This is a genomic window from Micromonospora sp. WMMD1076 (genome assembly GCF_029581475.1).
Lineage (GTDB): Bacteria > Actinomycetota > Actinomycetes > Mycobacteriales > Micromonosporaceae > Micromonospora > Micromonospora aurantiaca.
The window spans coordinates 1,607,691-1,621,046 of sequence record NZ_CP120862.1 but is presented as its reverse complement, the minus strand read 5'-3'; the positions used below and the strand labels follow the sequence as shown (position 1 = coordinate 1,621,046).

Annotated in this window: 13 protein-coding genes; 3 read left to right on the top strand and 10 right to left on the bottom strand. The window is 73.0% G+C overall.

Going from position 1 to position 13,356, the window contains the following annotated elements:
• Window positions 1-82: 82 nt before the first annotated feature.
• Both O7622_RS08050 and O7622_RS08045 read right to left on the bottom strand, forming a co-directional pair.
• Entirely contained in the window at window positions 83-487 is a 405-nt protein-coding gene (locus tag O7622_RS08050) for a roadblock/LC7 domain-containing protein (RefSeq protein WP_117671056.1), read from the bottom strand.
• A complete protein-coding gene (locus tag O7622_RS08045) occupies window positions 484-4,128 on the bottom strand; it encodes a nitrate- and nitrite sensing domain-containing protein (protein ID WP_282312640.1) in 3,645 nt (1,214 codons plus the stop codon). Before O7622_RS08045 ends, O7622_RS08050 begins: the two co-directional genes overlap by 4 nt.
• Window positions 4,129-4,660: 532 nt before the next feature.
• Between O7622_RS08045 and O7622_RS08040 the strand changes: the two genes are divergently transcribed.
• Window positions 4,661-4,927: a hypothetical protein gene (locus tag O7622_RS08040; protein WP_228531240.1), complete on the top strand. Its 267-nt coding sequence runs from the start codon at window positions 4,661-4,663 to the stop codon at window positions 4,925-4,927.
• Here the strand turns inward: O7622_RS08040 and O7622_RS08035 are convergent, their stop codons facing one another.
• The 4 genes from O7622_RS08035 to O7622_RS08020 are packed head-to-tail and all read right to left on the bottom strand — an operon-like array spanning window position 4,928 to window position 7,653.
• Complete coding sequence (locus tag O7622_RS08035; protein ID WP_013473969.1) at window positions 4,928-6,004, bottom strand: adenosine deaminase; 1,077 nt, start codon at window positions 6,002-6,004, stop codon at window positions 4,928-4,930.
• 49 nt (window positions 6,005-6,053) lie between these two features.
• Window positions 6,054-6,467, bottom strand: coding sequence for a PPOX class F420-dependent oxidoreductase (locus O7622_RS08030; protein WP_282312638.1), 414 nt, complete (start codon window positions 6,465-6,467; stop codon window positions 6,054-6,056).
• Window positions 6,464-7,039, bottom strand: a complete 576-nt coding sequence (locus O7622_RS08025; RefSeq protein WP_282312637.1) for an NAD(P)H-dependent oxidoreductase — start codon at window positions 7,037-7,039, stop codon at window positions 6,464-6,466. Before O7622_RS08025 ends, O7622_RS08030 begins: the two co-directional genes overlap by 4 nt.
• On the bottom strand, window positions 7,027-7,653 hold the full coding sequence (locus O7622_RS08020; RefSeq protein WP_282312636.1) for a hypothetical protein: 627 nt from the start codon (window positions 7,651-7,653) through the stop codon (window positions 7,027-7,029). Before O7622_RS08020 ends, O7622_RS08025 begins: the two co-directional genes overlap by 13 nt.
• A gap of 57 nt (window positions 7,654-7,710) precedes the next feature.
• On the opposite strand from O7622_RS08020, the gene O7622_RS08015 reads away from it, so the two are divergent.
• Window positions 7,711-8,196, top strand: a complete 486-nt coding sequence (locus O7622_RS08015) for a MarR family transcriptional regulator (RefSeq protein ID WP_282312635.1) — start codon at window positions 7,711-7,713, stop codon at window positions 8,194-8,196.
• Between the two features lie 3 nt (window positions 8,197-8,199).
• Complete coding sequence (locus O7622_RS08010) at window positions 8,200-9,051, top strand: putative RNA methyltransferase (RefSeq protein ID WP_282312633.1); 852 nt, start codon at window positions 8,200-8,202, stop codon at window positions 9,049-9,051.
• 2 nt (window positions 9,052-9,053) lie between these two features.
• Here O7622_RS08010 and O7622_RS08005 read toward each other — a convergent pair whose 3' ends face one another.
• The 4 genes from O7622_RS08005 to O7622_RS07990 all read right to left on the bottom strand — a co-directional run bounded on the left by O7622_RS08005 (window position 9,054) and on the right by O7622_RS07990 (window position 13,355).
• Entirely contained in the window at window positions 9,054-9,734 is a 681-nt protein-coding gene (locus O7622_RS08005; RefSeq protein ID WP_282314082.1) for a DUF4272 domain-containing protein, read from the bottom strand.
• Between the two features lie 101 nt (window positions 9,735-9,835).
• A complete protein-coding gene (locus O7622_RS08000) occupies window positions 9,836-11,116 on the bottom strand; it encodes a thymidine phosphorylase (RefSeq protein WP_282312631.1) in 1,281 nt (426 codons plus the stop codon).
• A 152-nt stretch (window positions 11,117-11,268) separates the two neighbouring features.
• Entirely contained in the window at window positions 11,269-11,970 is a 702-nt protein-coding gene (locus O7622_RS07995) for a cytidine deaminase (RefSeq protein WP_282312630.1), read from the bottom strand.
• Between the two features lie 104 nt (window positions 11,971-12,074).
• On the bottom strand, window positions 12,075-13,355 hold the full coding sequence (locus tag O7622_RS07990) for an ABC transporter permease (RefSeq protein ID WP_282312629.1): 1,281 nt from the start codon (window positions 13,353-13,355) through the stop codon (window positions 12,075-12,077).
• Window position 13,356 lies beyond the last annotated feature (1 nt).

Below are 13,356 nucleotides of genomic sequence, written 5' to 3'. Positions count from 1 at the left end.
CGTACCCGGCACCGGCTCGCCCCGGTGACATCCGTCGCTGTCGTAGTTGTTCCCGCACCTGACCCACCGGCCAGCGCGTCATTCAGCCCATCATCCCCACAGCCGCGCGCGGCTGCGGTGTCAGGGCATCGCCCACCCGGTCCACGAGCAGGGCCATCTCGTACCCGACCTGACCCACGTCGCAGCTCCGCGCCGCCAGCACCGCGAACGACGAGCCGTCGGAGATGGACATCAGGAACAGGAAACCGTTGTCCATCTCGACGACTGTCTGCAACACCGCTCCGCCTTCGAAGCAGCGGGCCGCGCCCTGGGTCAGGCTGACCAGACCGGACGCGATCGCGGCGAGCTGGTCGGCGCGGTCCCGCGGAAGGTCACGGGACGAGGCGAGAAGCAGGCCGTCGGCCGAGACCGCGACCGCGTGCGCCACACCGGGCACCCGGTCGGCGAAGTTGGCGAGCAGCCATCCGAGATCCTGCGTAGTAGTCATCCTTGTTGCTCCTTCTGCCCGCTCCCGGCCACCGGGCCTGAGTCAGACTGCGAGGACTGCTGCCCGCCCGGAGTGCCCTCCGGGCCGGTCGTGTTGCTGTCGGTGTTACGCCCGCGCTGTACGCCCCGATGGTAGGCCGAGAGCAGGCCCCGGACCCCCTCCGGTGTACGCCGCTGCACCGACGCAGAGGGCTTGTCGATGCTGCCCGGCACGAGCTGCGCCATCGGAGTCCGCTTCGGCAGGCCCTTCTGGGTGGTCTCCGCGACCGGCACCTCGGTGGCCGCCGAGGCGGCGCGCCAGCCGTCGTCGGCCGCCGTCTGCCACGGGGACGAGGACTGCGGCGACGCGGTCGGCTGCCGGGTGGGCAACCCTCCGGTGTACGCGGGACGGGTGTTCCCGTTCGCCACGCCGTTGTCACGCGGTGCTCCGCCGGCCGTCGGAGTGTGTGCCATCGGCGTGTTACCTGTCGTTGCGGGTGTCGTCTGCGGCACGGGCCGGCCGGCCGTGTCCACCTTGGCGAACTGCTGGGTGGCGGCGCCGCCGTTCGTCGTCGCGGCCGGGGCCGGGGCCGGGGCCCCCGGCTCCTCGTTGGGCCCGGGCCGGCGGGTGCGGAACCACGCCGACTCCAGCTCCCGGAAGATCGGCAGCTCCATCGTCTCGTCCGCGTACCGCTGGCGGTTGCCCTGCTGCTGCGGCGCGGCCGGACGTGCCACCGGTGCCGCCGGGCGGCTCGCCGGCGGGGCCTCGGCCGGCCGGCTCGCGGCCGGAGCGGCGGACCGCTGCTGTGGGGGGGCCGGAATCTCCGTGCGCGGCACCCGGGGCAGCTCGGTGGTCATGTCCATGCCACTGGTGGGCCGTTCCGGCGCCGCCGGAGCCGGGGTCGGCGCGACCGGCGGCCAGACCGGCGGGGCGCTGACACCCGGTGCGGGCATCGGACGTGCCGGCGGCTGGTTCACCGGCGGCGCGGAGGCCGGGTGCCCGGCGGCGGGGTGCCCCGAGACCGGCGCGGGGTGCCCGGAGACCGGCGCGGCCGAGACCGGACGGTACGGCAGCGGGTCACCCGAGACCGGCGCCGCGGAGACCGGGCGGCCCGAGAACGGGTCACCGGAGACCGGCGCGGCCGAGACCGGACGGTACGGCAGCGGGTTACCGGAGACCGGTGCGCCGGAGACCGGGGGCAGCGGCGGGGCCGACACCGGCGGGACCGGCGGCGCGGAGACCGGCGGCGGGCTGTAGGGCCGCGCCTCCGGGCTGCTCGGCAGCTGGCGCGGGATCGCCGGCTGCTGGCCGGTGCCGCCCGGGTCGCCGTCGGCCGGGTTGCGCCGCTGCGGCAGCGGGTCCATCGACTGGCCGTTGGGCCGGCCGCCGAATCCGCCGTCGCCGCCGGACGGGCTGGCGCCGGTCAGGTCGGACCAGGCCGGCATGGCACGGCCGCCACCGGCGTTCGCCGGGGTGCCCGAGCCGTTGCGCGGCGCCGGGTCGAACGCGCGTCCGCCGAGCGTGACCTGGTTGCCCGAGGAGCCCGGGTGGGGCGCCGGCGGCAGGCTCGGCGGGTTGTTGTTGCCGAAGGCGGCCAGGGCGCCGAAGGCCGGAGCCGGGCCGTTCTGCTGCGGGCCGGCGGCCGGCAGGGCCGGTCCGGGCAGGCCACGGCCGGCCAGGGCGCGCGGCACCAGGACCGATGTCGGCAGCGTCACGTCGGCGACGGTGCCCCGGTCGGCGCCCGGCCGCAGCTCGACCCGGACGCCGTGCCGGGCGGCCAGCCGCGCGACCACGACCAGGCCCATCATCCGGGAGACCGCGACGTCCACCTGCGGCGGCGTGGCCAGCCGCTCGTTGAGGTCGCGGAGCTGCTCCGGGCTGATGCCGATACCGCGGTCCTCCACGTAGAGGGAGGCACGGTCGCCGACCCGCCGGGCCTCCACCATGACCTGCGAGTCCGGCGGGGAGAAGGCGGTGGCGTTGTCGAACAGCTCGGCGACCAGGTGCACCAGGTCGTTGACCGCGTGGGCGGCGACCTCGATGTCCCGGTCGATCACGCCGAACTCGATCCGGGTGTAGTGCTCGACCTCGGACTGGGCGGCGCGCAGCACGTCGATCAGCGCGGCGGGCTCACGCTGCACACGGGTGGAGTCCGCACCGGCGAGGACCAGCAGGTTCTCGTCGTTGCGGCGCATCCGGGTGGCCAGGTGGTCGAGCTGGAACAGCTCGGCCAGCCGGTCCGGGTCCTCCTCGCCGCGCTCCAGCCGGTCGAGGTGGCCGATCAGCCGGTCGACCAGGATCTGCGAGCGGCGGGCCAGGTTGACGAACATGGTCGCGACCGAGGCCCGCAGGGCGGCCTGCTCGGCGGCGGTCCGGACGGCCTCCAGGTGGACGGCGTTGAACGCCTCGGTCACCTGGCCGAACTCGTCCTTGCTGCGCACCGGCAGCGGCTCGGCGATCTGGTTGGCCAGTTGCACAGGGGAGAGCTGGCCGGTGACCTGCGGGTCGCGCAGCCGGGCGACCGCCTGTGGCAGCCCGTACTGGGCCACCGCCAGGGCGCCCTGGCGCAGGTCGCGCAGCGAGCGGGCCATCGAGCGGGCCACCAGGTACGCGAACAGGATGGCCAGCAGCAGCATGGTGAGCAGCAGGCCGGTCTCCAGGAACACCTGGCGCTGGGTGTCCGAACGCAGCGCGTCGGCCTGCCGGACCACGTTGCGGTCGAGCCGGGCCTCCACGGTCCGGATCAGCTCGGCGTTGGCGACCATGGTCTGGTCCCACTGGTCCGCCCCGAACGGGGCGTTCTCCATCGAGCCGTTGTTGTTGCCCGAGACGAAACTGGTGAAGCGGTCGGCCTTGCGCAGGTCGGGCCCGGAGACGGTCTGCTCGTAGAACAGCTTGTCGGGCTCGGTGGCGACCGACTGGAAGGTCGCCAGCGACTGCGACTGGCCGGTGCCGCTGGCGATGAACTGCTCGCGCAGCGCGGCGGTGTACTGGTTCTGGGTCAGCGCCTGGTGGACGACGACCCGGCGCTGGGTCAGGTATTCCTTCTGCCGGGCGACGGCGGCCGCCGCGCGCATCCGGTCGCTCAGGTCGTTGTTGCCGGCGAGCTGGGTGGCCGAGTCGCGGATCGCGAGCAGGTCCTCGATCAGCTGCCGGTACGCCTGGTCGGCGTCATTGATCTTCAGCTTGCCGTTCAGCACCTGGCTGCGGGTCGCCGGAAGATCCTTCAGCTGGGTGTCGATCGTGTCGAGCAGCCCGACGAAGTTGCGGGGCAGGTCGTCGATCTCGCCACGCTGCCGCAGGTACGGCGACTTCGCCTGGTCCACCTGCTGGTTGGCGCGGTTGTAACCCTCCTGGTACTGCGCCCGGGTCTGGAACTCCTTCGCGCCGAGGAAGAGCACGGCGCCGACCCGCTCGTCCTGCACGGTGTCGACCAGGTCACCCGAGTAGCCGATCAGGTTGGCCAGATCCCCCGCCCGGTTGGCATTGTTGAGCGTCTCCAGGTGGTCGACCAGACCACTGGTGCCCACCACGACCGTGGCGATGGTCGGCACGATCATGATCAGACCGAGCTTGGACCAGATCGGCATGTCGCGCAGCCGACTCATCGGCCGGCGCAGCCGCGACAGGAAGGAGCCCGCCGTCGTTGGCCGTTTGCTCACGTCACCGCCCTCGCATTACCGCGCCCCGCGCCACCCTGAGGGCAACGCCGAGCGACCGACCCGGCGGGTCGGACCTCCGAGATTCCATCACGCCGCTCCGCAAAGAGAAAGACCAGGTTGTCCCTCACCGGAGGTGTGATGAGATGTTGATGCAATTTGCTAGCAATCCGTCTGGGCGGAGTCACTGAAGGTAATGGAACACCCGCACCGCGTCGTCCTGCTCGCCGGCCCCTCCGGGTCCGGAAAGTCATACATAGCCCAGCGAACCGGACTTCCGGTGCTCTGCCTGGACGACTTCTACAAGGATGGCGATGACCCTACGTGTCCGCGTCGAAACGGACAGGTGGATTGGGAGTCCCCCTTGTCCTGGGATTCGGACACGGCGGTGCACACAATCGCCCGATTGGCTCGTGAGGGCAAGGCCGAAGTGCCGGTTTATGCGATCGGCGCAGACCGTCGGGTAGCCACCCGGCCATTCGATGTCGACGGATCGCCAATCTTCGTCGCCGAGGGGATCTTCGCGGCCGAGATCGTGGCCGAGTGCCGGCGACTGGGCCTGCTCGCCGGGGCGTACGCGCTGCGCCGCCCGCGCGGCGCGACGTTCCTGCGCCGCCTCGCCCGGGATCTCGCCGAGCAGCGCAAGGCGCCCCGGGTGCTGCTCCGGCGCGGGGTCGCGCTGCTGCGCGCCGAGCCGGCCGTGCTGCGCCGGCAGACCGGGCTGGGCGCCGAGGCGGCCCGGGCCGGGCAGGTGCTGCGCGGGGTGGCCGCGCTGCTCTCCGGCCACCCCCGCCAGTCGTGATCAGCCGATCAGCTCGGCGTACGCCGGCTTGATCACCTCGTCGATGATCCGCAGCCGTTCGTCGAACGGGATGAACGCGCTCTTCATCGCGTTGATGGTGAACCACTGGAGTTCCTTCCAGCCGTAGCCGAAGGCCTCCACCAGCAGCGCCATCTCCCGCGACATCGAGGTGCCGCTCATCAGCCGGTTGTCGGTGTTCACAGTCACCCGGAACCGCAGGTCACGCAGCAGCCCGATCGGGTGGTCGGCGATCGAGGCGGCGGCACCGGTCTGCACGTTCGACGACGGGCACAGCTCCAGCGGGATGCGCTTGTCCCGCACGTACGCGGCCAGCCGGCCCAGCACCGGCGGGTTGCCCGGGGTGATGTCGTCGACGATGCGGACGCCGTGGCCGAGCCGGTCGGCGCCGCACCACTGGATCGCCTGCCAGATGGACGGCAGGCCGAACGCCTCACCGGCGTGGATGGTGAAGTGGAAGTTCTCCCGCTGGAGGTACTCGAACGCATCCAGGTGCCGGGTGGGCGGGAAGCCCGCCTCGGCGCCGGCGATGTCGAACCCGACCACCCCGGTGTCGCGGTGCCGTACGGCCAGCTCGGCGATCTCCTGCGAGCGGGCCGCGTGCCGCATCGCGGTGAGCAGCGTGCCGATCCGGATCGGTGTGCCCGCCTCGGCGGCCAGCGCGCTGCCCTCCCGGAACCCGGTGACCACCGCGTCGACCACCTCGTCCAGCGTCAGGTTCTGCTCCAGGTGCTGCTCCGGCGCGAAGCGCACCTCGGCGTAGACCACGCCGTCGGCGGCCAGGTCCAGCGCGCACTCGCGGGCGACCCGGCGCAACGCGGCAGGGGTCTGCATGACGGCCACCGTGTGCGCGAACGTCTCCAGGTAGCGCTCCAGCGAGCCGGAGTTCGCCGCCTCGGTGAACCAGACGCCGAGCGCCGCCGGGTCGGTGGTGGGCAGTTCGTGGCCGACCTCGGCGGCCAGTTCGACGATCGTCGCGGGCCGCAGGCCGCCGTCGAGGTGATCGTGCAGCAGCGCCTTCGGGACCTTGACGATGTCCTCGTACGAGATTGCGACCATGCTCAGACCCTAGTCACCCCCGGTACGGCCCGGGCGGTGGACCGGTCGGTCAGGGCCGCCAGCCGTACACCCGCTCCACAGCGAGCCGCAGGACCACCCGCCCGTCGGCCACCATGGCGTCCCGGTAGTCGGCCCAGTCCGGGTGCTCGCCGCGGATCCGCCGGTACACCTCGACCAGCTCGTCGACCGTCGCGTCGTCGATGGCGGCGGCCGGCGGGGTGAGCGTCACGGTGCCCTCGGCCACCGCGTACGCCCCGCCGTCAGCGGTGGTCACGTGGAAGCTGGCCCGGGGGTCGCGGCGCAGGTTGCGCACCTTCGCCCGGTCGCCGGTGGTGGAACAGCGGATCAGGCCCGGCTCGGCCAGGTAGTCGAGGTTGGACAGTTGGGGGCGGCCGTCCCGGCGCAGCGTGGCGAGCACTCCGCGCCCGCGCTCGCCGAACAGTTCCCAGAGCCGGGCGCTCACCGCGCCACCTCGGTTCGCAGCGGCGCGAGCGCGGCGGCCAGCCGGGCGAGCTGGTCCAGCATGAGCGCGGCGGCCTCCTCCCGGCCCGGGTCGGGTCGCAGCTCGCCCGCCTCGTCCAGCGCCTGCCGCAGGAAGACGACCACCTGGTCGTTGACCGGGATCATGTTCAGCGTGGTCACCACCTGCTTGATCATCTGCACTGCGCGCAGGCCCCCGGAGGTCATGCCGTAGCTGACGAAGCCCACCGGCTTGTGCTGCCACTCGTGGTAGAGGTAGTCGATCGCGTTCTTCAGCGGCGCGCTGAAGCCGTAGTTGTACTCCGGCATGACCAGGACGAAGGCGTCCGCGGCGTCGATCTCGGCGCTCCAGGCGCGGGTGTGCTCGTGCAGGTAGACCCGCTCGGACGGGTGGTGCGGCTCGTCGTGGAAGGGCAGCCCGACCTCGGCCAGGTCGAGGAGGCGTACCTCGTCGAAGCCGGCGTGGCGGACGGCGGCTTCGGTGAACCAGTCACCGATGCGACGGCCGGCCCGGCCGGGGCGGGTGCTGGCGACGACGACGGTCAGGCGGGGCATGGTGAGGTCACTCCTGTCGGGGCGGCGGCCGGGGCCGGCGCGGTGAGTCGGGGAACGAACCAGGCGACGATCGGCCCGATGCCGATCGCGTAGAGCAGGGTGCCGGGGCCGACGACGCCGCCGAGCAGCCAGCCGGCCGCCAGCACCGTCACCTCGATCCCGGTGCGGGCCGGGCCGAGCGGCAGGCCGCGGGCGGCCAGGCCGGTCATCAGCCCGTCCCGCGGGCCGGGGCCGAGCCGGGCGCCGAGGTAGAGCGCTGTGGCGAGGCCGTTGAGCAGGACGCCGGCGACCAGCAGACCGATCCGGCCGGCGAGCGGGGCGACCGGCGGCAGGAGCGCCAGCGTGGCGTCGAGGGCCAGGCCGACGAGCGCGACGTTCGCCACGGTGCCGAATCCCGGGCGCTGCCGCAGCGGGATCCACAGCAGCAGCACCACCAGCGCCACGCCGTTGACCAGCACGCCCATCGGCAGGCCGGTGCGATCGGCGAGGCCCTGGTGCAGCACGTCCCACGACGCGAGCCCGAGGTCGGCGCGGACCATCAGCGCGACGCTGGCGCCGAACAGGGCCAGGCCGGCGAACAGCCGCACCAGCCGGGACGGCAGTTTGGTTGACATGTCATCAACCTAGGCCGCAACTTGGTGACATGTCAACAACACCGATAGGATCGGTTCATGGACGAACCGCGCTGGCTGGACGAGCAGGAGGACCGCGCCTGGCGCGGTTACCGCCGCATGCGCCGCCTGCTCGACCTGGAACTGGCCCGGGAGCTGATGCAGGACACCGGCCTCTCCGAGCCCGACTACGACGTCCTGAGCGACCTGTCCGAGACCCCGGAGCAGCGGCTGCGGCTCAGCGAACTCGCCGACCGGATGCTCTGGTCCCGCAGCCGCCTGTCCCACCACATCTCCCGCATGCAGCAACGCGGCCTGGTCACCCGGGAGGAGTGCGCCACCGACGGCCGCGGCTCGGTCGTCGTGCTCACCCCGGCCGGGCGCCGGGCCGTCGAAGCCGCCGCGCCCGGGCACGTCGCGGCCGTCCGCCGGCACCTGATCGACCGGCTCACCCCGGCCGAGGTGTCCGCGCTCGGCACGCTCAGCCAGCGGGTGATCGACCACCTCGCCGGCCGCCTCACCGGCCGGCCGGAAGCGGAGCACTGAGCCGTGGACGATCGCATCCTCGGCCGGCTGCGCTGCCCGGTCTGCGGCGAGCCGCTCACCGAGACCACAGCGGGCACCGCACGCGCGCTGCGCTGCCCGCGCGGGCACAGCTTCGACATCGCCCGGCAGGGATACGTGAACCTGCTCGCCGGCCGCGCCCCGCACACCGGGGACAGCGCCGAGATGGTCGCCGCCCGCGCCGGCTTCCTCGCCGCCGGTCACTACGACGCCGTCGCCGCCGCGCTGGCCACCACAGCGGTACGCGTCGCGGGCTCCGACCCGTACCCCCTGGTGGTGGAGCCCGGCGCCGGGACCGGGCACTACCTCGCGGCGGTGCTGGCGGCGCTGCCGGACGCCGTCGGCCTGGCCCTGGACGTCTCCAAGCCGGCGCTGCGCCGCGCGGCCCGGGCGCACCCGCGGGCCGCCGCCGCGCTCGCCGACACCTGGCAGCGGCTGCCGCTGACCGACCGGTCCACCACAGTGCTGCTGAACGTGTTCGCGCCGCGCAACGGCCCGGAGTTCCACCGGGTGCTCGACCCGGGCGGCGCGCTGCTGGTGGTCACTCCGGCCGCCGACCACCTGACCGAACTCGTCGACGCGCTGGGCCTGCTACGGGTGGACCCGGACAAGGCCGACCGGGTCGCCGGCAGCCTCGGCGCCCATTTCGCCGAGGAGTCCGCAACCGGGCACCGGGCCCGGCTCGCGCTGACCCGCGCCGAGGTCACCACGCTCGTCGGGATGGGACCGAGCGCCTGGCACGCCGACCCGCAACAGCTCGCCGCGCGCATCGCCGCGCTGCCCGAGCCGGTGCCGGTCACGCTCTCGGTCCGGCTCGGCGTGCACCGCCCGCGCTGAGCTCAGGTGGAGAGGTCGACCTCTTCCCAGCCCGGCGGCTCGTCGTGGTACGGCCCGCGCAGCACCACCGCCCACTCCAGCGCCCACCGGCGCTGCCCGATCGCGTTGGCGTCCACCAGCCCCGGCAGCGCGCCACCGGCCTTCTCGGTCTCCAGGTACGCCCAGTCGAGGCAGTAGTGCAGGTCCAGCAGCGCCGCGGCGTCGCCGGGATGCTGCGGCGCGGCCAGGATCCGGGCCCGCCACTGGCCGAACGTCTCCCCCGCGACCAGATTCGGCATCCGCTCGACCAGCCGCTCGTCCACCGGCACCGTCGGGTCCAGCTCCTTGGCGAGTCCGAGCACCCAGGCCAGCGAGAACAGGGCGTCGTGGTGCAGCACGAACGACCTGTGGTCGCCCCGGCCGCCCATCACGAACTGCCACTCCGGCGGCGTCACCGAGTCGACCAGGTGCGACTCCAGCAGCCAGCCCGTCGCTGCCTGCGCGGGCATCCCGAAGCAGCGGGCCAGGATCACGTGCAGCACCGCGATCCGGGCCTCGATCTCCGGGGTCGGACGCAGCTCGATCTCGTCGCCCGGCTCCCACACCAGCGGGAACTGCGGCGGCGGCAGCGGGAGACCCAGCCGGGACAACTCGCCCAGGCTCGCCTCTCGGACGGCCCGGGGATCGGGAGCGGGTACGCGCACGGTCAAGCCCCTGTCTGCTCACCTCGGCTCGTCGCCGGCCGATCCCCCCTGGCCTGGGAGGATAGCGGCTCCGGCCGGGCCGGCACCATGGCCGGTCCCGGTCAGCCGATCCGCTCGACGACCAGAGGCGTCGCGTCCGGCGCGTCCGGCGCGATCCGAACCGCCCGACGAGCCTCGGCCAGCGCGGCCGGGATCCGCTCGGCGTGCTCGGCACGCAGCTCGAACAGCGGGTCACCGACGCGCACCCGGTCACCGCGGCGCTTGTGCAGCACCACGCCGGCCGGGATGCTCACCGGGTCCTCCTTGCGGGCCCGGCCCGCGCCCAGCCGCCACGCGGCCACCCCGATCGCGTACGCGTCGACCTCGGCGACCCACCCGTCCTCGGTGGCGGTGACCAGCTCGACCTCGTTCGCGACGGGCATCGGGGAGTCCGGGTCACCGCCCTGCGCCCGGATCATCGTGCGCCAGGCGTCCATCGCCCGGCCGTCCCGCAGTGCCGCCTCCGGGTCGGCGTCCGGCAGGCCGGCCGCGTCGAGCATCTCCCGCGCCAGTGCCAGCGTCAGCTCCACCACGTCGGCCGGACCGCCACCGGCGAGCACCTCCACCGACTCGGTCACCTCGACCGCGTTGCCCACTGCCAGGCCGAGCGGGGTGGACATGTCGGTGAGCAGGGCGACCGTCCGCACGCCGTGTGCGCCGCCCAGCTCGACCATGGTGCGGGCCAGCTCACGGGCGTCGTCGACGTTCTTCATGAACGCGCCGGAGCCGACCTTCACGTCGAGCACCAGCGCGCCGGTGCCCTCGGCGATCTTCTTGCTCATGATCGAGCTGGCGATCAGCGGGATCGCCTCGACGGTGGCGGTGACGTCGCGCAGCGCGTACAGCTTGCGGTCGGCCGGGGCGAGTCCGTCACCGGCCGCGCAGATCACCGCGCCCACGTCGCGGAGCTGGGCGATGAACTCGTCGTTGGTGAGCGCCGCCCGCCAGCCCGGGATCGACTCCAGCTTGTCCAGCGTGCCGCCGGTGTGGCCCAGGCCCCGGCCGGACAGCTGCGGCACCGCCGCACCGCACGCGGCCACCAGCGGGGTCAGCGGCAGGGTGATCTTGTCGCCGACGCCGCCGGTGGAGTGCTTGTCCACCGTCGGCCGGGACACCGGCGACAGGTCGAGCCGCTCGCCGCTGGCGATCATGGCGGCGGTCCACCGGGCGATCTCCGGCGCGGTCATGCCGCGCAGCAGGATCGCCATGGCCAGCGCCGACATCTGCTCGTCGGCGACCAGACCCTTGGTGTACGCGTCGACCACCCAGTCGATCTGCCCGTCGCTCAGCACACCCCCGTCCCGCTTCGCCCGGATGACGTCAACCGCCGTGAAAACACTCACTTCTGATGATCCAATCAGTATTTGCGCGTGGCCGCACCGACCCCGCGAACGATGACCAGGTCCGGCCGGGGCCGACCGTGCCCGGCGGAGGGATCAAGCCTGACCGCCCGGAGCCGGGCACGGTCGGCCCCGGCCCCCACCGCAACCACGGATCAACCCCAGCGAACCGGAATCTCCGAAGGAGGCTCACCCTCACCAGCCCAGAAGATCGTGCCCGAGGCGTCCACCACCACCACGCGCGGCGTCCGCGCCAGCCCCCACTCGATCGCCTCGGCCGGGTCGTCCCAGGTCGAGCCCTCCTCCAGCACGCCGGTCTCGGCGTCCGTGGTGTCACCCGACGACCGCTCCCAGTACGCCGTCCAGACCTGCTGCCCGGCCGACAGGTCGGGGTGCACGAACACCGTGCCCCGGCCCCGCCAGGCGGCCAGCCGGTCCGGCACCACAGGCACCGGGTGCTCGCCGGTCACCGCCTCGATGTCGGCCACGTCGAAGGCGTGCGGCAGCAGCTCCGCCATCCGCAGCGGCCCGCCCTTCGCCTCGACCAGGCACTCCGGCCCGCCCTGCTCCCAGAGCAACTGCCGGCATCTGCCGCACGGCATCAACGGCTCACCGGTGGCGTCGACGCAGGACAGCGCCACGATCCGGCCCCCGCCGGTCGCGTGCAGCTGCGAGACCACGCCGCACTCGGCGCAGAGCGTCACGCCGTATCCGGCGTTCTCCACGTTGCAGCCGACCACGACCCGGCCGTCGTCGACGAGCGCGGCGGCACCCACCGGGAACTTCGAGTACGGCACGTAGGCGTGCCGCATGACCTCGGTGGCGGCGGTACGAAGCCGCTCCCAGTCGATCTCCATCACAACCCCCATTCTGCCCAATCAACGCCGATCGGTCGCGGGTGCGGCCGGAGACGACGATGCCCGGCGGGTCGCCCCGCCGGGCACTGTGTCGCGGCGGGCGGTCAGCCCTTGATGTACGGCTTGCCGTCGGCGGCCGGCGCCCGGACCTTGCCGACCAGCCCGGCCACGGCCAGGATCGTCGCCAGGTACGGCAGCATCGCCAGGAACTGGCTCGGGATGCTGCTGCCGATCGCGCCCAGGTAGGTGGCGAGTTGGTCGGCGAAGCCGAAGAACAGCGCCGCGAGCAGCGCGCCGGTCGGGCTCCACCGGCCGAAGATCAGCGCGGCCAGGGCGATGAAGCCCTTACCGCCGATCATGTTCTTGGTGAACGAGTAGAGCGCCAGCGTGTACGAGGCGCCGCCGACACCTGCCACCAGACCGGCCAGGATCACGTTGCGGTAGCGCAGCCGCAGCACCTTCACGCCCAGCGTGTCCGCAGCGGTCGGGTGCTCGCCGACCGAGCGGGTCCGCAGGCCCCACCGGGTACGGAACAGCGACAGGTGGATGACGAGCACCAGCAGCAGGCCGAGGTAGAGGAAGATGTTGCCCCGGAACAGCGCCGGGCCGATCAGCGGGATGTCGGACAGCAGCGGGATCTCCCAGTTGCCGAACCGGGGCGCGCTGTTGTACTTCGCCGCGTCGGTCTGCATCAGCCGCTCGTACAGGAAGCCGGTGATGCCGACCGCCAGCAGGTTGAGCACGATGCCCATGACCACCTGGTCGACCAGGTAGCGGATGGAGAACACGGCCAGCAGGAACGAGATGAACGCGCCACCGATGGCGGCGGCCACCAGGCCCACCCAGACGCTGCCGGACATGCTGCCGAACAGCGCGCCGGAGAAGGCGCCCATCAGGAGCTGGCCCTCGATCGCCACGTTCACCACGCCGGAGCGCTCGCAGAGCACACCGGCGAGCGCGCCGAAGATCAGCGGCAGGGCCAGGATGAACGTGCCGCGGAGGACGTTCACCAGCGGCATGAAGTTGCGGCCCTCGGGCGCGGCCGAGACCTGCCAGCACAGGAAGCTCAGCACGAAGGCGACCAGCCCGGCGCCGAGCAGCAGCGTGAACCAGCGCTTCGGCACACCGGCCAGCAGCGCGCCTCCGGCCGCGGCGGTGATCAGCCCGAACAGGATCGCGCCGACCGTACCGTTGATCTCCAGGGCGGCTCCGCCCTCGGTCTCGCTGAGCGTGAACCGCGCGTGCTGGTCGGTCGCGAGCGCGCCGAACAGCACCGCCGCGAGCACACCGAGCGCCAGCAGGACCGCGCCGATCTTCCGGTTACGGGTCCAGAAACCCTCGTCGACCGCGGTAACGGCGACCTCGGGGACAGCGGTGGTGGACATG

What these genes read in the sequence shown, in the direction of transcription:
- O7622_RS08050 (WP_117671056.1), bottom strand. Translation starts at nt 487, where the DNA reads ATGACTACTACGCAGGATCTCGGATGGCTGCTCGCCAACTTCGCCGAC.
- O7622_RS08035 (WP_013473969.1), bottom strand. Translation starts at nt 6,004, where the DNA reads ATGGTCGCAATCTCGTACGAGGACATCGTCAAGGTCCCGAAGGCGCTG.
- O7622_RS08025 (WP_282312637.1), bottom strand. Translation starts at nt 7,039, where the DNA reads ATGCCCCGCCTGACCGTCGTCGTCGCCAGCACCCGCCCCGGCCGGGCC.
- O7622_RS08020 (WP_282312636.1), bottom strand. Translation starts at nt 7,653, where the DNA reads ATGTCAACCAAACTGCCGTCCCGGCTGGTGCGGCTGTTCGCCGGCCTG.
- O7622_RS08015 (WP_282312635.1), top strand. Translation starts at nt 7,711, where the DNA reads ATGGACGAACCGCGCTGGCTGGACGAGCAGGAGGACCGCGCCTGGCGC.
- O7622_RS07995 (WP_282312630.1), bottom strand. Translation starts at nt 11,970, where the DNA reads ATGGAGATCGACTGGGAGCGGCTTCGTACCGCCGCCACCGAGGTCATG.
- O7622_RS07990 (WP_282312629.1), bottom strand. Translation starts at nt 13,355, where the DNA reads ATGTCCACCACCGCTGTCCCCGAGGTCGCCGTTACCGCGGTCGACGAG.